Origin of the sequence: Halomonas sp. HNIBRBA4712 (assembly GCF_043558675.1) — a bacterium.
Classification (GTDB): Bacteria; Pseudomonadota; Gammaproteobacteria; order Pseudomonadales; family Halomonadaceae; genus Vreelandella.
On the sequence record NZ_JBIFXR010000003.1, the window covers coordinates 396,607 to 418,637 of the forward strand.

General features: G+C 64.2%; 20 protein-coding genes and 3 tRNA genes. 4 read left to right on the plus strand and 19 right to left on the minus strand.

Annotation, left to right across the window (positions count from 1 at the left end; all coding sequences use genetic code 11):
* Nucleotides 1-107 precede the first annotated feature (107 nt).
* Nucleotides 108-1,928 (minus strand): cell division protein ZipA, encoded by a 1,821-nt coding sequence (gene zipA / locus ACGK9R_RS09055; protein WP_394580408.1) that lies wholly within the window; start codon nt 1,926-1,928, stop codon nt 108-110.
* Between the two features lie 478 nt (nt 1,929-2,406).
* A complete protein-coding gene (locus ACGK9R_RS09060; RefSeq protein ID WP_394580410.1) occupies nt 2,407-3,285 on the minus strand; it encodes a LysR family transcriptional regulator in 879 nt (292 codons plus the stop codon).
* Nucleotides 3,286-3,390: 105 nt separating this feature from the next.
* Between ACGK9R_RS09060 and ACGK9R_RS09065 the strand changes: the two genes are divergently transcribed.
* Nucleotides 3,391-4,560: a mandelate racemase/muconate lactonizing enzyme family protein gene (locus ACGK9R_RS09065; RefSeq protein ID WP_394580412.1), complete on the plus strand. Its 1,170-nt coding sequence runs from the start codon at nt 3,391-3,393 to the stop codon at nt 4,558-4,560.
* 18 nt (nt 4,561-4,578) lie between these two features.
* Here the strand turns inward: ACGK9R_RS09065 and smc are convergent, their stop codons facing one another.
* From smc to ccmA, 10 genes are read right to left on the minus strand one after another with little or no spacing between them, the layout of a single operon-like run.
* Entirely contained in the window at nt 4,579-8,070 is a 3,492-nt protein-coding gene (smc, locus tag ACGK9R_RS09070) for a chromosome segregation protein SMC (RefSeq protein ID WP_394580414.1), read from the minus strand.
* Nucleotides 8,071-8,103: 33 nt separating this feature from the next.
* Nucleotides 8,104-9,000 carry a c-type cytochrome biogenesis protein CcmI gene (ccmI, locus tag ACGK9R_RS09075; RefSeq protein ID WP_394580416.1) on the minus strand — a complete coding sequence of 299 codons (897 nt, stop codon included), beginning with the start codon at nt 8,998-9,000 and terminating at the stop codon, nt 8,104-8,106.
* A complete protein-coding gene (locus ACGK9R_RS09080; protein ID WP_394580418.1) occupies nt 8,997-9,464 on the minus strand; it encodes a cytochrome c-type biogenesis protein in 468 nt (155 codons plus the stop codon). The genes ccmI and ACGK9R_RS09080 overlap by 4 nt, the downstream gene beginning before the upstream one ends.
* Nucleotides 9,455-9,979: a DsbE family thiol:disulfide interchange protein gene (locus ACGK9R_RS09085; RefSeq protein ID WP_394580420.1), complete on the minus strand. Its 525-nt coding sequence runs from the start codon at nt 9,977-9,979 to the stop codon at nt 9,455-9,457. The genes ACGK9R_RS09080 and ACGK9R_RS09085 overlap by 10 nt, the downstream gene beginning before the upstream one ends.
* A complete protein-coding gene (locus tag ACGK9R_RS09090) occupies nt 9,976-11,958 on the minus strand; it encodes a heme lyase CcmF/NrfE family subunit (RefSeq protein ID WP_394580422.1) in 1,983 nt (660 codons plus the stop codon). Before ACGK9R_RS09090 ends, ACGK9R_RS09085 begins: the two co-directional genes overlap by 4 nt.
* Nucleotides 11,959-11,963: 5 nt before the next feature.
* A complete protein-coding gene (gene ccmE, locus ACGK9R_RS09095) occupies nt 11,964-12,473 on the minus strand; it encodes a cytochrome c maturation protein CcmE (protein ID WP_394580424.1) in 510 nt (169 codons plus the stop codon).
* On the minus strand, nt 12,463-12,684 hold the full coding sequence (gene ccmD, locus ACGK9R_RS09100; protein WP_394580426.1) for a heme exporter protein CcmD: 222 nt from the start codon (nt 12,682-12,684) through the stop codon (nt 12,463-12,465). The genes ccmE and ccmD overlap by 11 nt, the downstream gene beginning before the upstream one ends.
* The gene (locus ACGK9R_RS09105; protein WP_394580427.1) at nt 12,681-13,421 is read right to left on the minus strand and encodes a heme ABC transporter permease; all 741 of its coding nucleotides are present in this window, start codon (nt 13,419-13,421) and stop codon (nt 12,681-12,683) included. Before ACGK9R_RS09105 ends, ccmD begins: the two co-directional genes overlap by 4 nt.
* An 11-nt stretch (nt 13,422-13,432) precedes the next feature.
* Nucleotides 13,433-14,152, minus strand: coding sequence for a heme exporter protein CcmB (gene ccmB / locus ACGK9R_RS09110; protein WP_394580429.1), 720 nt, complete (start codon nt 14,150-14,152; stop codon nt 13,433-13,435).
* A complete protein-coding gene (gene ccmA, locus ACGK9R_RS09115) occupies nt 14,145-14,783 on the minus strand; it encodes a cytochrome c biogenesis heme-transporting ATPase CcmA (protein ID WP_394580431.1) in 639 nt (212 codons plus the stop codon). The genes ccmB and ccmA overlap by 8 nt, the downstream gene beginning before the upstream one ends.
* Nucleotides 14,784-15,158: 375 nt before the next feature.
* On the opposite strand from ccmA, the gene ACGK9R_RS09120 reads away from it, so the two are divergent.
* Together ACGK9R_RS09120 and ACGK9R_RS09125 are read left to right on the plus strand one after the other, a co-directional pair.
* The gene (locus tag ACGK9R_RS09120; RefSeq protein ID WP_394580433.1) at nt 15,159-15,467 is read left to right on the plus strand and encodes a LexA family protein; all 309 of its coding nucleotides are present in this window, start codon (nt 15,159-15,161) and stop codon (nt 15,465-15,467) included.
* Between the two features lie 21 nt (nt 15,468-15,488).
* Complete coding sequence (locus tag ACGK9R_RS09125; RefSeq protein ID WP_394580435.1) at nt 15,489-16,112, plus strand: IMPACT family protein; 624 nt, start codon at nt 15,489-15,491, stop codon at nt 16,110-16,112.
* Between the two features lie 386 nt (nt 16,113-16,498).
* Here the strand turns inward: ACGK9R_RS09125 and ACGK9R_RS09130 are convergent, their stop codons facing one another.
* The 3 genes from ACGK9R_RS09130 to ACGK9R_RS09140 form a co-directional block, all read right to left on the minus strand.
* Complete coding sequence (locus ACGK9R_RS09130) at nt 16,499-17,818, minus strand: sodium ion-translocating decarboxylase subunit beta (RefSeq protein WP_394580437.1); 1,320 nt, start codon at nt 17,816-17,818, stop codon at nt 16,499-16,501.
* 13 nt (nt 17,819-17,831) lie between these two features.
* Nucleotides 17,832-19,643, minus strand: a complete 1,812-nt coding sequence (gene oadA / locus ACGK9R_RS09135) for a sodium-extruding oxaloacetate decarboxylase subunit alpha (protein WP_394580439.1) — start codon at nt 19,641-19,643, stop codon at nt 17,832-17,834.
* Nucleotides 19,644-19,728: 85 nt separating this feature from the next.
* On the minus strand, nt 19,729-19,986 hold the full coding sequence (locus ACGK9R_RS09140; protein ID WP_394580441.1) for an OadG family protein: 258 nt from the start codon (nt 19,984-19,986) through the stop codon (nt 19,729-19,731).
* Between the two features lie 126 nt (nt 19,987-20,112).
* On the opposite strand from ACGK9R_RS09140, the gene ACGK9R_RS09145 reads away from it, so the two are divergent.
* Nucleotides 20,113-21,120: a tRNA dihydrouridine synthase gene (locus ACGK9R_RS09145; RefSeq protein ID WP_394580442.1), complete on the plus strand. Its 1,008-nt coding sequence runs from the start codon at nt 20,113-20,115 to the stop codon at nt 21,118-21,120.
* 186 nt (nt 21,121-21,306) lie between these two features.
* On the opposite strand, the gene ACGK9R_RS09150 is transcribed toward ACGK9R_RS09145, so the two are convergent.
* The 4 genes from ACGK9R_RS09150 to csrA form a co-directional block, all read right to left on the minus strand.
* A tRNA-Arg gene (locus tag ACGK9R_RS09150) sits at nt 21,307-21,383 on the minus strand.
* Nucleotides 21,384-21,452: 69 nt separating this feature from the next.
* Nucleotides 21,453-21,529 (minus strand) — tRNA-Arg (locus ACGK9R_RS09155).
* Nucleotides 21,530-21,597: 68 nt separating this feature from the next.
* A tRNA-Ser gene (locus ACGK9R_RS09160) sits at nt 21,598-21,690 on the minus strand.
* 125 nt (nt 21,691-21,815) lie between these two features.
* On the minus strand, nt 21,816-22,004 hold the full coding sequence (gene csrA / locus ACGK9R_RS09165) for a carbon storage regulator CsrA (protein WP_252106858.1): 189 nt from the start codon (nt 22,002-22,004) through the stop codon (nt 21,816-21,818).
* Nucleotides 22,005-22,031: the final 27 nt, after the last annotated feature.

Genomic DNA, 22,031 nt, shown 5'->3' on the forward strand with positions numbered 1-22,031 from the left:
GCAATCGGTTTCCGTGAAACAGTACGTAGTGAAGCGTGCCTATAGCCTAGCGCTTTCATAACGAAAACACCCGCCTGAAAAGGCGGGTGCAGAAGGAGTGAACGGGGTTAGCGCGCGTGGCGCTGCAAGCGGTGGCGGCGCTCGAACTCGTGCACCCGCTGGCGCGCGAACTCGATGGTTTGAGCGGTCATCACGCTGCGGTTTTCGTCTTTGAGCTCGCCGCCCATGTGGCGAACCACCACCATGGCGGTTTCCACCATCGCTTCGAACGCGGCGGAGGCGTCGAGCGCGCCGGGCAGCGGCATCAGCAGAGTGACGCCCGGAGTCGTGAATTCGTCCATCTGCTCGATGGGGAAGGTACCGGGCTTGACCACGTTGACCATCGAGAACTGCAGGCCGCTGTCGTCGCTTTCGGTTTCGAAGCGGTGGAACACGCCCATGGCGCTACAGTAGCGAAGCCCGCAGGCCATCATCAGCTCCAGCAGCTTGCCACCCTCGAAGCCCTCTTCGTCGCGGGAAAGCACGCTGATGACGATCATTTCCGAGGCGTCGGTCAACGCCTCCTTGGCGCGAGCGCCGGAAACGTCGTGTCGCAGCGCTTTTTCGAGCGTCGGATGGGCGCGCACGACGCTTTCATCCTCGCTAGAGGCGCCGTAAGCATCATCGAAGTACGCCTCGGGCTCGTCGGTGCGTTCGCCTTCATCAGCGAGATCGAAACGTTCGGCGCTGTGCCGGCGCAGCGCGCTCATCGAAGGCTCGGCGCTGTAGAGCTCGTCGTTCTGGAAACGAGGGGCGGTGTGGGCGGCTTCGATTTCGCGCGCGCGGGCATTTTCCTGAGCAATCCGCGCCTTCTCGGCTTCGGCTGCCTCCTTCGCTTCGCGGCGCTGCTCGGCTTCGAGCGCCTTGCGCTCGGCCTTCTGTTTGGCAAGCGCCTTCGCCCGCTCGGCTTTTTCGATCTTCTTGCGCGCGCGGGTCTCGCGGCGCTCGATCATGCGGCGCTTGAACGAGCGCCCCATACCTTCGAAATCTACCAGCCGGTAGGCATCGACGGCTTCATCGTCGAGTTCACCGGCGGTGTGGGAGCGCAGCTGGCGGCGCTTGCGCGACTCGGTTTTGGTGAACCCGGCGTCTTCCGGCTCGGCGCGCAGCACCTCGGAGTCGGCCTTTGCGCTGGCCTCTTCGGCCGCCGGCGGCGCCTCGGTAGCATCGACCTTGACGCCGGAAGTCTCTTGTAAAGATGCGGACTCTGACGCAGCGTCGGATTCGGCGGAAAGCGTGGGCTCGATTGGTTCGGCAGGTGCGGGGATGCGCTCTTCGACCGGCGCGGGCTGCTCGGTGGGTTCGATCGACGCGGCGGGCTGAGGTTTGGCGGCAGCCGGCACGGGCTCGGCGAACAGGCTGGGCTCGCGGCGCTCTTCTACCGGGGTTTTTTCCACCGGGGGTTTTTCACTTTTCACGCTGGCGCGGGGAGCGGGCTCGACCGGGCGAGAGACAGCAGGGTTCGATGCGGTAAAGGCCGAGGCGGAAGAGGCACTGCTGCGAGCGTCGTTGAAACCGCCTTCGAACGCCAGCCGCTGGCCGTCGGCGGCGGGCTTGCCGCGACCCGTGGCACGAGAAAAAGAGCGCTTGAAATCAGAGAGTACGCGCGAAGGACCAGGATGCTCCTGGCGCTCGAGCTGGGGCTTCTTACCAAGGCCGCTGTAGTCGGCGGGTTTGACCACGCGGGCGCCGCCGTTGGGAAGCTCCCAGTTGATCTCGGCCTCTTTGGCCTCATCATCGAGCTCTTCCACCGACGCCTTGGGCAGATTATCGACCGCCTGGTCGAGCCTGGGAACACGGCGCTGACGCTGAAGCCTTCGAACACCATCGACCACGATAAGCGATACCAGCGCCAATCCTAGAATGATTAACCACTCTCTTAGTTCCATGTCGAGCATTCCATGGGTCATTTCAACCGGTTTAAGGCGCTACCTTGATGATGTCTGCGTCCACCCAGGCGCTATATTTACCACCAAGCATAGTGCGGCTGCTACAAAAAAGGGCAACTTATTGCTTATTGTGCGAGACCATGACGCTCACCAATGATAATTCGGCGTAACGGGTCCGGCGCTTGGACAAGTAATTTCGCAAAAAGTGCCCTCCCGGCACCTTTTTGCTCGTTCACTCTCCTTCTACAACGCTCCTGTACCTTATTATTTGGCGCCTGTACGTTCCGCCCGCAACCGTTACCTCACAAACGGTTCGATGAAGGAGCAACAGGGCTCTCTATTCATCGATGCGGTAACTTCAAGTTCGCCCCGCCACCCATTAACGCGTCAATTGTAGAGGTGTAAACTCAATATGACAAAATATTGCGACACCATTATCCATCAAACAAGCACAATCAAAGTTGAATCGCAAGTCTCGTTAGTTAACTCGTGCGAGCTTTAGCCAAAACGATTCAGCGAAGTGACTCGCTAACAGTCGCGGCTTCACTATATGTATTTCCAGTGGTATATCACTCTCTTCGTTAAAAGCGCGCACCAGCCTCCCCTCTTCAATCTCTTGTTCGACAAGACTTTTAGGCAGCCATGCAAGCCCTTTGTTTTGAAGCGCCATCGACATCGATACCGCTGCCGAATGACTGGTGAAGTGCGCCGGCAGGATTAACTCGCGCACTTTATCGTCGATGGGATAATCATCGATAATGCGCCCGAGACCGGAAGACTCGGAGTAAGCAAGATAAGGAAAAAAATCGTGATGTCGACGCTTCAAGTCTTTTCCCACTAGCGCGATGAGCCAGTCTTTACCAATAATACAACGCTCATAATACTTGGCGGGAAAGAGCGAATCCGCTAAAGGATCGCGATAACTCAGCAAGAAATGCGCCTTGCCTTCGATCAGCAGACGTTCACAGCCGGCCATGGTATCCGAATGAAGCTGGATCGAGGCCACAGGGCTTGCATCGATCCGTCGTATCCAGCGTGGAAAGAAGGTGAACGAGAGCGAATGAGTCGCCGCGAACTGCAAGGTCTTCGCCGCGTGGCCAGCCACCGCTTGAGCTCTGGCCCGTAATGCATAGAGGGTTTGACTCGCCTCCAACATCCCCGCGTGCACGTGGTGCCCGGCATCGGTGAGCCTAGTTCCCTGAGGGGTACGTGTAAACAGCGCCACTCCCATCCACTGCTCCAGCGATCGTATGCGCCGACTGAACGCGGGCTGGGTGATATGGCGCGCATTCGCGGCGCGAACGAAGCTCTTGTGCTCGGCAAGAGCGGCGAAGTCTTCGAGCCAGGCCAATTCCATGGCAATGCCTTTTCAGCATGGGGTGCCCCAGTATATGCATTAGCCGGGAAGTGGCGCCAGGCCTATCGTTGTCTCGAACCCACTCGATTCATAAAAGGTAATGCCATGCGTATCGTAGACATTCGCGAGAAGACGGTTTCCATCGCCTCGCCCATCGCCAACGCCTATATCGACTTTTCCAAAATGACCTGCTCCGTGGTTGCCGTGGTGACCGATGTCATTCGCGACGGCAAGCCCGTCATCGGCTACGGCTTCAACTCCAACGGGCGCTACGGCCAGGGCGCGCTGATGCGCGATCGCTTTATCGATCGCGTACTCGAGGCGGACCCGGCGAGCCTCGTTGATGAAGCCAACGACAACCTCGATCCGTTCGCTATCTGGAAAGCCCTGATGAGCAATGAAAAACCCGGCGGGCACGGCGAGCGCTCCGTGGCCGTGGGCACGATCGACATGGCGGTGTGGGATGCCGTTGCCAAGATCGCGGGCAAGCCGCTTTACCGCCTGCTCGCCGAGCGCTATCGCGACGGTCAGGCGGACGACAAGGTCTGGGTCTACGCTGCCGGCGGCTACTACTATCCGGGCAAGGGTAACGAGAAGCTCCAGGACGAAATGCGAAGCTATCTGGATCGCGGCTATGAAGTGGTCAAGATGAAGATCGGCGCCGCCCCCCTGGACGAGGATCTGCGTCGCATCGAGGCGGTGCTCGAGGTGGTGGGCGACGGCCGCCGCCTGGCGGTGGACGCCAATGGCCGTTTCGATCTCAAGACCGCGATCGACTACGCTCGAGCGCTCAAGCCTTACGATCTCTTCTGGTACGAAGAAGCCGGCGACCCGCTGGACTACGCGCTACAGGCAGAACTCGCCGAGCACTACGATGGCCCCATGGCCACCGGAGAGAACCTCTTTTCTCATCAGGATGCACGCAACCTGCTGCGTCACGGCGGCATGCGAGCCGACCGCGACTACCTGCAGTTCGACTGCGCCCTTTCCTACGGGCTGGTGGAGTACATGAAGACACTGGAGGTAATAGACGAGCTTGGCTGGTCGAGTCGCCGTGTGGTGCCCCACGGCGGCCACCAGATGTCGCTCAACATCGCGGCCGGCCTCAAGCTTGGTGGCAACGAGTCATATCCGGACGTGTTCCAGCCTTTCGGTGGCTTCGCCGACGGCATCGCCGTGGAAAACGGCTACGTGGCGCTGCCGGACATTCCGGGTATCGGTTTCGAGGCCAAATCCAAACTCTACACCCTGATGCGCGAGCTCGGCGAAGGTTAACCGGCTTTTCGCACTCACCTAGTCGACCAGCGCCGCCGCTTCTTCGATGCCCACCGAGACGAGCCGTGAGACGCCGGGTTCCTGCATGGTTACCCCCATCAGGCGCTCGGCGGCTTCCATGGCGATCTTGTTGTGGGTGATGTAGATAAACTGCACGCTTTCCGACATCTCCTTGACCAGCTTGGCGTAGCGGCCGACATTGGCGTCGTCCAGCGGCGCGTCGACCTCGTCGAGCATACAGAACGGCGCCGGGTTGAGCCGGAAGATGGCAAACACCAGCGACAGCGCCGTCAGCGCTTTCTCGCCGCCGGAGAGCAGATGAATGGTGCTGTTCTTCTTGCCCGGCGGGCGCGCCATGATGGCAACGCCCGTTTCCAGCAGATCCTCACCGGTCAGCGTCAGCCACGCTGCACCGCCGCCGAATACCCGCGGGAACAGCTCCTGCAGCCCGGCGTTGACCTGCTCGAAGGTCTCGCGAAAACGCACCCGAGTCTCCTGGTCGATACGCTTGATCGCCCGCTCGAGAGTATCGAGCGCCTCGGTGAGCTCGGCGTGCTGCGCTTCCAGGTAGTTGCGCCGCTCGGCCTGCTGGTCGTACTCCTCGATCGCCGCCAGGTTGATCGCACCGAGTCGGCGGACCTTCTCGCTGGTGCTTTCAAGCAGGCTCTGCCAGCGCGACTCCTCGGCGTCGTCGGCCAGCGCTTCGGCGAGCGCCTGGGGGTCGTGGCCAAGCTCGGCCAGCGCCTCGTCCTGAGCGGCGGCTTTCAGGCTCAGCGCCTGGACCTCCATGCGCAGCGTTTGAAGCCGTTCGCGGCTCTGCTCCAGGGTGCGCTCATGGTTCTGGCGGGCAAGCTCGTCATTTCTAAGCTGCTCGGTGAGGGTCTGGGCCTGCTCGCGGGTGTCACTGAGCCGCGCCTGGCGCTGCTCGCGCTCGTCAAACAGGACCTCGAGCTCCTCGGCGGCGAGCTCGTCGGGTTCGATCAGCGCCTCGCGCGCCTCCTCGAGCTCCTCGATGCGCAGCGTCAGGCGCTCTTCGCTCTCGCCGGCCCGAGCCTGCTGGGCGCGCAGGCTGTCGCGCTCGGTCACCAGCCGTTCGCGCTCCAGCGCCAGCGCCTGCTGGCTCGCCTTGAGCGGCGCCTGTTCACGGGTCAGGCGCTCGACCTCCTCGCGGGTGCGGGCGCGCTGCTCGACGCTCTGTTCGCGCTCGGTCGCGGCTTGCTCGAGGGTGGCCATCGCCTCGCCCCAGCGCTCGCGCTGCTCCTCGAGGTCCAGCGCCAGCGTGGCTTCGTCCTCTTTCAGCGTGGCGAGCTCGTCGTCGATCTCGGCGGCGCGGCCCTTGAGGTGCTCGAGGCGCTGGGCCAGGCGCTGCTCCGCAATCGCCAGCTGCTGGCGCTTTGCGGCGTGTTCGCGCTCGGCCTCGGCGTGCTGCTCGCGCTCGGTTTCCAGCGTCTCGAGGCGCTCGCTGCTTGCGTCGCAGCGCTCGTCGAGCGCCTCCAGCGCTGCCTCCAGCGCCTGTTCGCGCAGGCGCTGCTCGTCGAAGCGCCGCCGCGTGACCAGTAGCGCATCCACCCCCTGGCCGCTCGCCTTTTGGGAAAGCCAGCCCGGCCCGCACCAGAGCCCCTGGCGGCTGACCGCGCTCTCCCCCGAGGGAAGGGTCGCGGCCAGCGCCAGCGCGTCGTCGTCGCGCTCGACCGTATGAATGTGCGAAAGCCAGCCACTGAGCGCCCCGGCACCTTCCACCTTCGCATCGAGCCGATCCGGTGAGCCAGCGCGCGCGGCGCGGCCCTCGATCAGCGCCCAGTCGGTCGCCAGCGCCTCGGGCAGCGCCTTCAGCGCCTGAGCGTCGACCAGCCGCGCATTGAGCCAGGGTGCGAGCAGCCAGGAGACGACCGACTCCCAGCCGGGCTCGGCCTTGAGCGTATCGCCCAGCCGTGGGGCGTTTTCGAGTCCCAGCGCCTCGAGGCGGGCCTGAAGATCCGGGTCGTGATCGGCAAGGGCCGCGTCGATCAGCGCCTGGAGCGAGGCGAGCTCGCCCTGGCAGCGGCTGAGCTCGCCTCGTTTGGCGTCGCGCTCATCAAAAGCGGCCTGCTGTTCGGCGCGCGTGTCCTGAAAGCGCGCCTGGTGCTGTGCGCGCTGCTCCTCGAACGCTTGGCTTCGGTACTCGGCGTCGTCGAGAGCGGCGCGGCTCTCGGCGTGCTGCTCGCCGATGGTGGCGGAGTCGTCGAGCTCGCCGCGCTGCTGCTCGCGGCGGCCGCGCTCGCTCTGCAGGCGCTTGATGCGCTGTTCGAGGTCGTTGATCTGGTCCTGGCGGCGCTCGGCGTCGCGGCCAGCGTCGCGCCAGCGCGCGTCGATGTCGGCAAAGCGCTGCTCGGCTTCCTCGAGCACCGGTTTGATGCCGGCCAGCGTCTCTTCGAGCGCCTCGAGCTGTTCTTCCTGAGCGTCGAGCTCGGGTAACAGCGTTTCCCAGCGCTCGTCGATCGCCTCGAGCCGCTCGCGGTCGCCTTCACTTACCCGGCGCTGCTCATCGAGATCGCGCCGGGCGGTCTCGATGTCGCTGGCAAGCTGGCTCTGGCGGCTCTTGCGGTGCGCCTGATCCTGCTCCAGCCGCGCAATCCGCGTGGTGGTTTCGAAAAACGCCTGCTGATAGCGCTCGAGCACCTCGGCGAGTTCGTCGTGGCGCTCGCGGGCCTGCTCAAGGCGAGTTTCGCAGGCGCGTACGCCGAACACGTCCTTCTCGACGCTGATCTCGAGCTCGCGCACCTGGGCTTCCTGGCGGGTCTGCTCCGCGCGCAAGGCGCGTCCGCGAATCAGCGCCAATTCGCCCTTGAGCTGATACTCCTGGGATTTCAGCGTCTGGTAACGTTTGGCGGACTCGGCCTGGCGTTTCAAGCGCTCGAGCTGTTTGTCGAGCTCTTCGCGAATGTCGTCCAGCCGCTCCAGGTTCTCCTGGGTGCGGCGCATGCGGTTTTCGGTTTCGCGCCGGCGCTCCTTGTATTTGGAGATGCCGGCGGCCTCCTCGAGGGTGGCGCGCAGATCGTCCGGGCGCGCTTCGATCAGCCTGGAGATCATGCCCTGGCCGATCAGCGCGTAGGAACGCGGGCCAAGGCCGGTGCCCATGAAGAGATCGGCAATATCGCGGCGGCGGCACTTCTGGCCGTTGAAGAAGTAGTTGGACTGGCCGTCCCGGGTCACCAGGCGCTTGACCGCGATCTCCGAGTACTGGGCGTAGGCGCCGCCCATGGCGCCGTCGCGATTGTCGAACTTGAGCTCGATCGAGGCCTGGCCGACGGGCTTTCGCCCGGTGGAGCCGTTGAAGATGACGTCCGCCATCGACTCGCCGCGCAGGGTCTTGGCGGAGGATTCCCCCATCACCCAGCGCACCGCATCGATGATATTGGACTTGCCGCAGCCGTTGGGCCCGACGATCGCGGTCATGTTGCCATCGAAGGGCACCGTGATGGGATCGACGAAGGATTTGAACCCGGTAAGGCGTATGGACGTTAGGCGCATCGCGGCTCTTTGAAAACGAAAAAAACGAGCGGGCTATTCAACCACAGCGTCGGTCGAAACGTTAGCGTCATCGGCACCCATTCGCGCCTGGGCCTGGCGAATACCCTCACGCAGCGCCTCGGCGGTAGTGCCGTCACCGAGACTCGCCAGCGCCCGGCGCCAGCGGTCGATGGCAAGCGCGTAGTCGCCCTGATCGAAAGCGACTACCCCGAGCAGGCTGAGCGCCTTGGGCTGGCGCGGGTCTTTCTCCAGCGCCTCGTCGATGAGCGTCTGTACCGGGGGAATCAAGCGGCGGTCGGCCATGAAAAAGCGCAACTCCGCCAGCTCACCCAGAAGCGAAGGCGTACGGCCTTCGAGCGCCATCAGCCGCTCCAGCGCCTGGTCGGCCTGCTCGAAAGCGCCGCTTTCGCGGTAGGCGGTGAAAAGCCGCCCCCAGACGTTGGGGTTGCCTGGCTGACGTTCGGCCTCCTGCTCCAGGCGCTCCACGTAGCGCTCGAGCGAAACCTCCGGATCGTTTTGCAGGTTGCGCTCGAGGGCATAAAGCGCAAGATCGCCCTGGGCGCCGCCGTAGTGGTAGCCGCCCACCGCCGCCGCCAGGACCAGCACCGCCACGACCGGCACCAGCACGCGCCCGGCGGCGGGCGACTTCAGCGGCTTTACCGGGGCGGCGGTGGTGTCATCCAGCAGGCTTCGCTCGAGCTCGAGCTTGTCCTCGTCGAAGCGCGCCCGGTCGATATCGCCGCGCTCGAAGGCGTTCTCCAATGAGGCGAGCCGGCGGCGAAACACGGCCACGTTCTGGCGGTTGGCGTCGTCGCTTTCATCAAAACGGCGCTGGGCGTCATGGAGCGCCCGCGCCCGCCACAGCGGCGAAAGCAGCAGCCAAAGCGCCGGCAGCGCGGTGAGTAAAAGCGCGATCCAGAGTGGCGTCATGGGAACCTCTTGTCGTCGATCAACTGCGCAAGGCGCGCGCGCTCTTGTGCGCTCAGCGCCCGGGTCGAGGCACGCCGGCGGCTGCGTACGATCAGCGCCAGTATCACAAACGCGAGCCCCACCAGCGCGATGGGCGCCCCCCACAGCAGGTAGGTGCGGTTCTCGAGCCGCGGGTTGTAGAGGATGTACTCGCCAAAGCGCTCGACCATGTGATGGATGATTTCGCTGTCGGACTGCCCCTGGTGGAGCAGCTCATAAACGCGCTGGCGCATGTCGGCGGCGATCGGCGCGTTGGAGTCGTCGATCGCCTGGTTTTCGCACAGCGGGCAGCGCATCGCCGCGGTCAAATCGACGTAGCGGCGCTCGAGCACCGGATCACTAAACTCACGCACCTCGATCGCGGCAAAGCTCGCACTCGCCACCAGCAGCAGCGCGATCAGCGTGAAAAGGCGTTTCAGCGCCATTTTTCCACCTCCGGCAGGATGCGGTTTTGCACGTCTTCTGGCGAGATATAGCCCTTGTGGTGGTAGCGAATCACGCCGCCTGCATCGACCAAGAAGGTCTCCGGCGCGCCGTAGACGCCAAGATCGAAGCCCAGTGTGCCCTCCGGGTCGAAGATATTGACCTCGAAGGGGTCGCCGTACTCGCCGAGAAACTCCTTACCCTTTTCGCGAGTGTCGCGGTAGTTCACGCCGACCAGGCGGATGCCCTCGTCGGAAAGCGCCAGAAGCTGGGGCATCTCCTGCTTGCACGCCGGGCACCACTCGCCCCAGACGTTGACCAGCGTGACCTCGCCGCGCAAAAGCGACTCGTTCACCTGGCGCTCCTCGTCGCGCAGCGTCGTGGCGCTAAAGGCGGGAAAGTCGCGCGCCATCAGCGCCGAATCGCGCTGGCTCGGGTCGCGGGAAAGCCCCTGGTAGAAGAACAGCGCGATACCGACAAACCCCAGCGGCAGCAACAGTAGAAGCCAGCGTTTCATGGATTGACCTCCTCGGATAGCCGGGGGCGCGCGGGGGCGCGCCGGTAGCGCCGGTCGATCACCGCCAGCACCGCGCCGAGCGCCATCAGAAGCGCGCCGAGCCAGAGCCAGCGCACGAAGGGTTTGTACTGAACGCGCATGGCGTAGCTGCCGTCGTCGAGATCCTCGCCCATGGCGACGTACAAATCGCGAAACAGCCCCGGGCGCAGCGCGACCTGGGTCATCGGCATGCCGGTGGCGATGTAAAGACGCTTCTCCGGGCGCATGACGAAAGCGCGGCCGTCATCGCCCTTGCGCACCTCGACAATCGAAGTATCGGCCAGAAAGTTCGGCCCCCGCCGGCTCGTAAGCTCGCGCATGGTGAACTGATAGCCCGCCACCTCGACGGTGGTGTTCGGCGCCATGCGCACGTTGCGCTCGACGTTGTAGTTCGACACCACCGTCACGCCAACGATGGTCACGGCCAAACCCACGTGGCCCAGCACCATGCCCCAGTAGGCGAGCGAAAGCTTGCCAAGCCCGCGCTTGACCGAGCTCGCCTGGCGGCAGGTGTCGATCACATCGCGCGCGAGCGGCAGCACGATCCAGAGCGCGGTCACAAGCCCCAGGCTCACCCACAGATTCCAGGTCCCGGCGTAGAGCAGCGGCGCCACCGCGCCGATCACGAGTGCGGCGAGCCCGGCGAGCCAGAGCCTTCTGGTGAGCGTGCGCGCATCGGTGCGCTTCCAGCGCGCCAGCGGCCCAATACCCATGAACAGGCACATCACCACGGTCAGCGGCACGAACAGCGCGTTGAAGTACGGCGGGCCGACGCTGATCTTGCCCAGATTGAGCGAGTCGAGAATCAAGGGATAGACGGTGCCGAGCAGCACGGTGACGGTCATGATCACCAGCAGGAAGTTGTTGACCAGCAACAGCGAATCCCGCGATAGCCAGCCAAAGCCGACCCGGTGGCTGACCCGCGGAGCGCGCAGCGCGAACAACAGCAGTGAAAGCGTCACTGTGACGCTCAAGAGCACCAGAATGAAGAACCCGCGCGAAGGGTCGTTGGCGAAGGCGTGCACCGAGGTGAGTACGCCGGATCGCACCAGAAACGTGCCCATCAGCGACAGCGCGAAGGTAGAGATGGCCAGCAGCACCGTCCAGCTCTTGAACGAGCCGCGCTTTTCGGTCACCGCCAGCGAGTGCAGAAGCGCCGTGCCGGTGAGCCAGGGCAAGAGCGAGGCGTTCTCCACCGGGTCCCAGAACCACCAGCCGCCCCAGCCAAGCTCGTAGTAGGCCCACCAGCTGCCAAGCGCGATGCCCACGGTCAAAAACGCCCAGGCGATGTTCGCCCAGGGCCGCGCCCAGCGCGTCCAGGCCGCGTCCAGCCGCCCGCCCATCAGCGCGGCGATGGCGAAGGCAAACACCACCGAAAAGCCAACGTAGCCCATGTAGAGCATTGGCGGGTGGATCACCAGGCCAAAATCCTGCAGCAGAGGGTTCAGGTCAGCGCCGTCACCGGGCACGTTGGGCAGAAGCCGCTCGAAGGGGTTGGAGGTGAACAGGATGAAGAGCAGAAAGCCCACGCTCACCATGCCCATGACGCTTTGCACCCGCGCAACCATGTCGCGAGGCAGCGCCCGGGAGAAGCGCGAGGCGGCGAAGCCCCATCCCGAGAGCATCAAGCTCCACAAAAGCACCGAGCCCTCGTGGTTGCCCCACACGGCGCTGGCCTTGTAGTACCAGGGCAAAAGCGAGTTGGAGTTGTTGGCGACGTTGGCCACGCTGAAGTCGTCGAGCAGGTAGCTTGCGGTCAGACAGAGATACGCCGCGCCGAGAAACAGAAACTGCCCCGCTGCCATCGGCGCCCCAAACGCCATCCACAAGGGGCGGCGGCCAAGGCTTCCCGCCAGCGGCAGGCTGGCCTGCACGACGGCCAGTAACAGCGCCAGAATCAGCGCGAAGTGCCCGACTTCGGGGATCATTCTTACCCACATAAACGCTAGTTCCCGTCCGCTTGCGCGCGGCGTTGCTCTTCAAGATCGCTTGCCACGCTGGCGGCCTTCTGCTGGTAGTCGGCGGGTGAGTAGCCCGCCTCCTCCAGCGCCTGGGCGACCTCCGGCGGCATGTAGTTTTCATCGTGGCGGGCGAGCACCTTGTCGGCGCGCAGCCGGCCGTCCTGCTGGAGCTCGCCGACCACCACCACGCCCTGGCCCTCGCGGAACAGATCCGGCAGGATGCCGCTGTAGTAAACCTCGACCTCGTCGACGTAGTCGGTGACGACGAAATCGACGTCCAGACTTTGCGGGTCGCGGGCGACCGATCCAACCTTGACCAGCCCGCCGGCGCGAATCTGGCGCTCCAGCGGCGCTTGGCCCTGCTGGATCTGCACCGGGCTGAAGAACAGGTTGATATTGGCGCGCAGCGCGTAAAGCGTCAGCCCCACGGCGATGGCGGCGAGCACCACGACCCCGAGAAGCGCGAACAGCCGCTGTTTGCGTTTAGGCGTCATCGCTTTCCTCGCTCGGTGTTGGGGTAGAGAGATGCTGGGCGCGGGCGCGGCGTTCGCGTCGGGCAAGCGCCTTGATCAGCGCGCGGCGCTCGAGCTGCGCCTGCACGAAGCAGAGCGCGAGCAGCGCGGCGGTCACGCCCCAGGCCGCCCACACGTAAGCGCCGTGGCCGCCCATGGCAAAAAACGCGGCGAGTGAATCGAAAGCACTCATGAGCCAGACTCCATGAGCGCGCGCACCCAGCGCTTGTCGCCTTCGCGGCGCAGGATTTCGCTGCGCACGCGCAAAAGCGTCAGCGCCGCGAAGAAGCTGTAAAAGCCCACCAGCATGATCAGAAGCGGCACCCACATCGAGGCCGGCATGGCCGGGCGGGAGGTGAGCGTGAAGGTGGCGGACTGGTGCAGGGTGTACCACCAATCCACCGAATACTTGATGATCGGAATGTTGATTACCCCGACCATGGCGAGAATAGAGGCGGCCCTGGCGCCGCTCTGACGGCGGCTGAACGCGCCGCGAAGCGCAATCACGCCAAGATACAGAAACAGCAGAATCAGCATCGAGGTGAGCCGCGCGTCCCACACCCACCAGGTGCCCCAGGTCGGCACGCCCCAGACGGCGCCGGAAAACAGCGCCGTGAACGTCATCGCCGCACCAAACGGCGCCATGACCGCGGCGGCCATGTCGGCAACCTTGATCTTCCACACCATGAACACCAGGCTCGCCAGTGCCATCGATACGAACACCGACTGCGCCAGCAGCGCTGCGGGTACGTGCACGTAGATGATGCGAAAGCTCTCGCCCTGCTGGTAATCCGCCGGCGCCACCGCCAACCCCCAGACGCTGCCCACGCCAAGCGCCAGCACCGCCAGCGCCCAGCACCAGGGTTCGAGCCGGCGGCTTAGCCGGTAGAACCACTGGGGAGATCCAAACTTGTGCACGATGGCCCACATGGCGTGCGTCCTCAACCGTTGATGCTGATACGAAGCGAGGCGGCGATCGCCGGCGGCGCCACTATCAAGGAGATGGCCAGAAGCGCCCCCAGGATAGAGAGCTGCGGGGCGGCGCTCTCGAGGGCGGCGGCCGCTTCGACGGCGCCGGTGCCAAACACCAGCACCGGGATGTAGAGCGGCAGAATCAAAAGCGAAATCAGCACCCCGCCGCGCGCAAGCCCCACGGTCAACGCCGCGCCAATTGCCCCGATCAGGCTAAGGCTGGCACTGCCCAGCAAAAGCGAAAGCGACAGCACCGCGTAGCTGCCCGCCGGCAGCGCCAGCAGCGCCCCCAGCACCGGCGCCATCAGCGAAAGCGGAAGCCCGGTCAACAGCCAATGTACGCACACCTTCGCCAGCGCCTGCAGATAAAGCGGCTGTGGCGCAAGTGCCAGCTGCTCGAGGGTGCCGTCCTCGAAGTCGCCGCGAAACAGCGAATCCAGCGATAAAAGCGCCGCCAGCAGCGCCGCGACCCATAAAAGCCCCGGGGCCACCACCGATAAAAGCGTCGGGTCCGGCGAAATCCCGATCGGAAACAGCGTGATCACCAGCGCATAGAACACCAGCGGATTGAGCACCTCGCCCCGGCGCCGGCAGGCAAGCCTGAGATCGCGCGAAAGCGTCGCCATGAAGGCGCGCCCCGCCCCGCCCGGCGCCGACACCAGCGGCATAGTGGCCTCTCGTTCAGCCATGCGCCGCTCCTTCGCCCAGGACCAACCGGCGCACCCGCGGATGCTGGCCCAGCGCGTGGTGGGTGGTGACGATGACCGCCCCACCGCGGCTTGCGTGGGCGTGAAGCCTGCGCTCCAGCGCCTCGACGCCGCTCTGATCAAGCGCGGTGAAGGGCTCGTCGAGCACCCAGAGCGGCCGAGGCGACAGCGCAAGTCTTGCCAGCGCCACGCGCCGGGTTTGCCCTGCGGAAAGCGTGCCGGCCAGGCTCTCCTCGAACCCCGCCAGGCCGACGTCTGAAAGCGCGCGTTCACAGGCCGCTTCATCGACCGGCTCGCCGCCGAGTGCCTGATACCAGGCCAGGTTCTCGAGTGCGGTGAGCCCCGCCTTCACACCGGGCGCGTGGCCCAGGTAAAGAAGGTTGGCGCGAAACCGCTCGCGGCACCGGTGCAGGGGCGTGTCGTTGAAGTAGAGCTCGCCGTCGATATCGTCGAGCTGGCCGGCGAGAATCTTCAAAAGCGTGGTCTTGCCGCTGCCGTTGGGGCCCTCGAGGCGCAGGATTTCGCCGCTTCGAATCTCGACGTCAAGCTCCCGGAACAGCCAGCGATCGTCGCGCTCGCAGGCAAGCTTTCGGGCTTGAAGGCGCAGGCTCAAGGGCATCTCCGGGAGGGGCGGCGTAAGGCTTAAGATGGCGCGCACTCTACACAAGAACGCGCTTTTTCGCCAGTCAGGCGCCGCGGCATCGCGTCGCTGACAGCCGCCGAGCCCCACCGCGCCGGGCGCAAGTAGGCTGACCTTCACCACCGGGCGCAATGAATGAGTCACAGGGGTAGAACTGTATGGAAAAACAGGTTTATACTCCAACCACTGTATGAAAAGCCATGAACAACACTGCGCTGCCCATTCATTCATGCCCAGGAATGTTTACGCCCAGGGAGCGGGCGACGCTGGAGAGATTCGATGATCGCAACACGACCGTTTGAGCCCGCCCACACCCCTCGCCCCGCTCCAGCACGAGCAAACAACCCCGTGCGAGAAGTCACCCGACGTAACACCTACGCGCTGCGCGTTCGCGGCCATCGCATGCAGGCTTTCAATCTATTCGACGGCGACGTGATCGTGATTCATCGCCACCAGCGCGGCGGCCAGTTGGAAACCGCCACCGCGACCATCAACCAGCGCGAGGTAGCGCTCAGGGCGCTCTCGATCGGCCGTCTGGGCGTGCGTTTCTGGCCCGAGGACGAAGCGATGGCGCCGGTTTTCCTGCATAATAGCGATATCCAGGTGCTGGGGATGGTCATGGGGATCGACCGCCCCGATGCTACCCGGCACCACTGACCGCTACCCTGGGAGCCCCTTTTGCGCTACCGAGCCCCGGACCTTGCCCCGGACGCCCGCTTCGAGCACGAGGTCGTCGTCGAAAAGAGCCGCTTCATCGCCTGGCTGTGTCACGCCCCGACCGCCCTGGCGTTCGACTCGCTTTTGAAAGCCGCGCGCGCCGAGCACCCGGCCGCTAGCCACCACTGCAGCGCCTTTATCGCCGGCCCGCCCGGCGAGCAGACCCATATCGGCTTCTCCGACGACGGCGAGCCCGGCGGCACCGCCGGGCGGCCGATGTATCAGGCGCTGACCGGAAGCGGGCTGGGCGAGACAGGCTGTGTGGTGATTCGCTACTTCGGCGGGACCAAGCTAGGTACCGGGGGCCTGGCCCGCACCTACGCGCTGGCGGTGAACAAGGCGCTGGAGACGCTCCCCACTCGGGAAATCGTCGAGCGCACGCCCTACCGGGTCAAGGTCGATTTCGCCAGCGAAGCCCAGGCCCGCGCCTGGTTCGACGAGCAAAGCGCCCCCGTCGCCAACGCCGACTACGACGGCCAGGGCGTTACCTTGACCGTCGAGTGGCCCACCGACGAGCCGGCGGATTTCACTGCGCTGGAAAGCCGCTTGAAAGGGGCGCTCGAGATTCGACGCGCTGACACCTGAAACGCCCCGCTCGATGGCGGGGCGTTTCAGGTGGTTTATGTCTGGTGCGGAAAGCGGCGTCGCCCACCCCGTCGTGAGGGCGCTGTAAACCCCTCCTTGGGCGCTAATGCCGTTCAGTCACGGTATCCAACTACCTATTGGCTTGGCTAGTCGACCGTGGGAGGCCGCTTCAGCGGTGGTCCGACATTTCGGCGAATGGCGCCGTCAGGCGCCTTGGCCTGGCCACCCGTCGCGAGCTGAAGCTCCCTCCCACAAAACCTGACCAAACCTAACTGACTGGCATTACTCCTTGGGCGCTACTTTCGCCCTCCCTGGCGAAAGACCCTCACGCCGGGCTGCTCGACGCCGCACCACTTGCTCTAGCGCTATCGATTTCCACGTCGTATTTATCCAAGATACTTGATCATCACCCCGGCGGCCACCGCCGAGCCGATAACCCCGGCAACGTTCGGCCCCATGGCGTGCATCAGCAGGAAGTTGTGCGGGTTCGCCTCGAGCCCGACCTTGTTCGCCACCCGGGCAGCCATCGGCACCGCGGAGACGCCGGCCGCACCAATCAGCGGATTGATCGGCATCTTGCTGACCAGGTTCATCAGCTTGGCCATCAGCACGCCAGCGGCGGTGCCGATCCCGAAGGCGACGATCCCCAGGCCCAGAATACCCAGCGTCTCGAAGGCGAGAAAGCTTTCGGCCATCAGTTTCGAGCCCACCGAGAGCCCCAGCACAATGGTGACGATATTGATCAGCGCGTTCTGGGCGGTGTCCGCCAGCCGCTCGACCACGCCGCACTCGCGCATCAGGTTACCGAAGCAGAACATGCCCAGAAGCGGCGCCGCGTCTGGCAGAAACAGCGCCACCAGCACCAGCAGCATGACCGGGAAGATGATCTTCTCGAGCTTCGATACCGGGCGCAGCTGGGTCATGGCGATCTTGCGCTCCTTCTCGGTGGTGAGAAGTCGCATGATCGGCGGCTGGATCAGCGGCACCAGCGCCATGTAGGCGTAGGCGGCCACGGCGATCGCGCCCAGAAGCTCCGGGGCCAACACGCTCGAGACGTAGATCGAGGTCGGCCCATCCGCGCCGCCGATAATGCCGATCGCCGCCGCCTGGTTGAGCGAGAAGTCCATCAGCCCCATCGAGGTCAACAGCACCGCGCCAAAGAGCGTCGCGAAGATGCCGAACTGCGCCGCCGCGCCGAGAAACAGCGTGCGCGGGTTGGCCAGAAGCGGCCCGAAGTCGGTCATCGCGCCCACGCCCATGAAGATCACCAGCGGCGCGATCCCCGAGCCGATGGCTACGCTATAGAAGCTGTAGAGCACGCCGTTGCTGTAGCCCGCATCGACGGCGACATCCCGGGCGGCGCGCACCGTATCCGGCGCGGCGTCGTGGGCCACGGCCTTGAGCGCTTCGCGAAACGCCTCGAGCCCCGCCGTCGGATCCGGCGCCACCCCGAGTGCGGCGCCAATCTGCTGCAGTATCGCCGGGCGCCCCACCTCGATCGCCTGGTCGAGCGCGCTGATCGCAAGCCCCGCCTCGGGAATATTGGCGAGAATCCCGCCAAAGCCGATCGGCACCAGCAAAAGCGGCTCGAACTTCTTGTAGATGGCAAGGTACAGAAGCACCAGCGCCACCCCCATCATGACGGCCTGGCCGAGCTGGAGGTTATAAAGCCCCGAGCCCTCCCAGAGGGTGATCAATTTTTCCATTGCGCCAATACCCTCAAAGCTCGATCAGCGAGTCGCCGACGGCGACGCTGTCGCCTTCGCTCACGTTGATGCTGGAGACCGTGCCGGCACTCTGGGCGCGCACCTCGGTTTCCATCTTCATGGCTTCGAGAATCACCACTACGTCGCCCTCGGCGACCGTATCGCCGACCTTCACGTTGACCTTGAAGATGTTGCCCGCCAGCGGCGCGTCGATGCTCTCGCCGCTCGGTGCGGCGGGCTCGCTTGCCGGTGCCGGCGCAGCGTCGCTTTTGGTATCGCTGACCTGGCTGATTTCGCCGCCTTCGGCGACCTCGACCACGTAGGCCTTGCCGTTGAGCTTGACGGTGTAGGTCTCCGGGCCCTGAGCGGGTGTAGCCCTGGCCGGTGCCACCGCCTTGTCGCTCGCGGGCGCGTCCTCCCCGGCGCTGGGCGCGGGCTCGAAAGCGTCCGGGTTGTCGCGGTTTTTCAGGAACTTGAGCCCGATCTGCGGGAACAGCGCGTAGGTCAACACGTCGTCGATACGCTGCTCGCCCTCCATCAGGCGGATGTCATCGCTCTTAGCCTTCTCCTCGAGCTCGCTTTCCAGGCGCGCCAGCTCCGGCGAGAGGTTATCCGCCGGGCGGCAGGTGATCGGCTCGCTGCCTTCGAGCACGCGGGCTTGCAGCTCGGCGCTGAACGGCGCAGGGGCAGCGCCGTACTCGCCTTTCAACAGCGCCTGCACCTCTTTCGATATCGACTTGTAGCGCTCCCCCATCATCACGTTCATCACCGCCTGGGTGCCGACGATCTGGGAGGTCGGCGTGACCAGCGGAATAAAGCCGAGATCCTCGCGCACGTTGGGAATTTCGCTCAGCACGTCATCGAGTTTGTCGCCGGCGCCCTGCTCCTTGAGCTGGCTCTCCATGTTGGTGAGCATGCCGCCGGGCACCTGAGCGACGAGTATGCGTGAGTCGATACCCCTGAGCGAGCCCTCGAAGGCGGCGTATTTCTTGCGCACCTCGCGAAAGTAACCGGCGATGTCCTCGAGCGCTTCGAGATCGAGCCCGGTGTCGCGATCGGACTCCTTGAGCATGGCCACGACCGACTCGGTCGGGCTATGGCCATAGGTCATTGACATCGAGGAGATCGCGGTATCGACGTTGTCCACCCCGGCCTCGACCGCTTTCAGAATGGTCGAGGTCGAAAGCCCGGTAGTGGCGTGGCAGTGCAGGTGTACCGGAATCGACAGCGTCTTCTTGAGCCGACTGACCAGCTCGAAGGCGGTGTAGGGCGTCAAAAGCCCCGCCATGTCCTTGATCGCCAGCGAGTCGGCGCCCATGGCGGCGATGGTTTCGGCAAGCTCGACCCAGGCATCCAGCGTGTGTACCGGGCTCACGGTGTAAGAGATGGTGCCCTGGGCGTGGCCGCCGACCTGGCGCACCGCCTTGATCGCGCGCTCCAGATTGCGCGGGTCGTTCATGGCGTCGAACACGCGAAACACGTCGACACCGTTGGTTTTGGCACGCTCGACGAACTTGTCGACGACGTCGTCGGCGTAGTGGCGGTAGCCCAAAAGGTTCTGGCCGCGTAACAGCATCGCCTGAGGCGTATTGGGCATCGCCTCCTTGAGCGTGCGAATACGCTCCCAGGGATCCTCGCCCAGGTAGCGGATGCAGGCGTCGAAGGTCGCCCCGCCCCAGGTCTCCAGTGACCAGAAGCCGATATTGTCGAGTTTTTCGGCGATGGGCAGCATGTCCTCCAACCGCAGGCGGGTCGCGAACAGCGATTGATGGGCGTCGCGCAGCACGACATCGGTGATACCCAGCGGGCGTTTGTTATCGTTCATATGAAATCCCGGATAAGCGTTATATTAGTAAACTTAACAAAATACATGGCACGACTTTTGTAAAGTTCGCTAACGAGTAGCAGCGTTAGCGGGGGCGCGATCGACGGTAGCGATGGACCGCCGCCGAGATCACCGCCATGACCTCTTCATCGTTGCCGGAAATAGCGCGGGTACCGGCACTGGATGCCCGTTTGGGCGCCGCTGCGGGTGTGGGCTGAAAGCGCCGGACCAGGGTCGACATCAGCGTCACGGTGACGACCAATATCGTAAGAAAAACAAAAACAAAGCCCATGCCCATGGCCATCAGGGCAAGCCCTTCGGAAAGTAAATCTTCCTCTTGCATGATTCACCCGCTTGGTTGTGGTTATGATTGGCGCGCCAAATGCCTCCAAAGGCGCTTGGCGCAGTGAGAACAATCCTCTAACCTGCCACATCAAGCATATATTGCAATGCCGCAAAAGTGGAAGTCATGGTTGTTAATTTACTACAAAAGGGGGAGATAGGGCTGGCGCCGATGGAGGGCGTGATCGATGCACTCACCCGCGATCTTCTGACCCGCGAGCGCGGTTTCGACTGGACGGTCACCGAGTTCGTGCGCGTCGTCGATGCTCGCCTGCCCCCTCGGGTGTTCTACAAGCACTGCCCGGAGCTTGAGCGCTCGAAGGTCGCTACCCCAAGCGGCGTACCGGTGCATCTGCAGCTTCTGGGCTCGGACCCGGTGGCGCTGGCGGCCAACGCGCGCCAGGCGGCGTCGCTTGGCGCCGTGAGCGTGGATCTCAACTTCGGCTGCCCGGCGAAGCTCGTCAACCGCCACGACGGCGGCGCGTCGCTCTTGCGCCGCCCGGAGCGCGTGCATCGCGCCGTCGAGGCGGTGCGCGAGGCGCTCGAGGGGCGCATCCCCGTCACGGCGAAAATTCGCCTGGGCTTTTCCGACCGGCGCCTGGCCGTGACCTGCGGCCAGGCCGCCGAGGCCGGGGGCGCCGCGCGCCTGGTGGTGCACGGGCGCACCCGCGACGAAGGCTACCGGCCGCCGGCACACTGGGAGTGGATCGGGCGCATTCGCGAAAAGCTGTCGATTCCGGTGGTGGCCAACGGCGATATCTGGACGCTGGAGGATTACTGGAAGGCGCGCACGCTGTCGGGCTGCCGGGACGTGATGCTCGGGCGCAGCGCGCTGGCGGACCCCTGGCTTGCGCCGCGTATTCGTCACTGGCTCGACACCGGCGAACGCCTGCCTGAGACCACCTGGTCAATGCGCGCCGGTGTCATCGCCGACTACGCACGGCGCCAGCGCCAAACGCTGCCGGATCGCGTGGTGGTGTCGCTGGTCAAGCAGTGGTTGGCGCAGATGCGCCAGTCAAGCCCGGAGGCCAACGCCCACTTCCAGCGCCTGAAGCGTATCACCGAGCTTGAAACGCTGATGGGCGCGCTCGCCCCGAGCCCGGCGCTCGAAGAACCGGCGAGCGCTCACGCGTAAGCCAAAAAAAACGCCTGACCACGAAGCGTGGCAGGCGCTTTAAACGACCGCAGAGGGCGCGAGCTGCCCTCCTCAGGTTCCTTCCCTTCGATACCGTCAGCATGAGCCGTAAAGGCGCTTTGGCGATCATGTATCGAGCGCTGACGCAGAAAACCCGCCTCGAAAAGGCGGGTTTTCTCTGAAATCTGGCGCGCCCGGGAGGATTCGAACCTCCGACCCTCTGATTCGTAGTCAGATACTCTATCCAGCTGAGCTACGGGCGCTTGATGTGCATGCGAGTTCGCTTTCAAGTCGCATGTTGTATAACGAGGTGTGGCTTGTATGCCACTGGATGGCGCGCCCGGGAGGATTCGAACCTCCGACCCTCTGATTCGTAGTCAGATACTCTATCCAGCTGAGCTACGGGCGCTTATCCGATGAAAGCCTATTCGTCTCGAATCACTTCAAAACACGCTGGCTTTCAACACGTTCGGCAGTTGGCGGAGAGAGAGGGATTCGAACCCTCGATAGGGCTATAAACCCTATACTCCCTTAGCAGGGGAGCGCCTTCAGCCACTCGGCCACCTCTCCTCAACGGCACGGCGCGAATATTACCGATTATACCCGGGCGTGTCTAGCCCCATGCAGAATTTTTTTCGCGCCGGCTTATGGTTAGCGCTTAAACGCCCTGTAGTGGACGTGGCATAAGCCGCCATTTATTCGGGTTCGCTTTCAGTATCGCGCTCGCGTTGGATGCGCTGGTAGATCTCTTCACGATGTACGGCGACATCCTTTGGAGCGTTCACACCGATTCTTACCTGATTACCTTTAACCCCCAACACCGTGACGGTGATCTCATCACCGATCATCAGCGTCTCGCCGACTCGGCGCGTTAGGATGAGCATGGCTGATCTCCTTCTCAGACGTTTGTA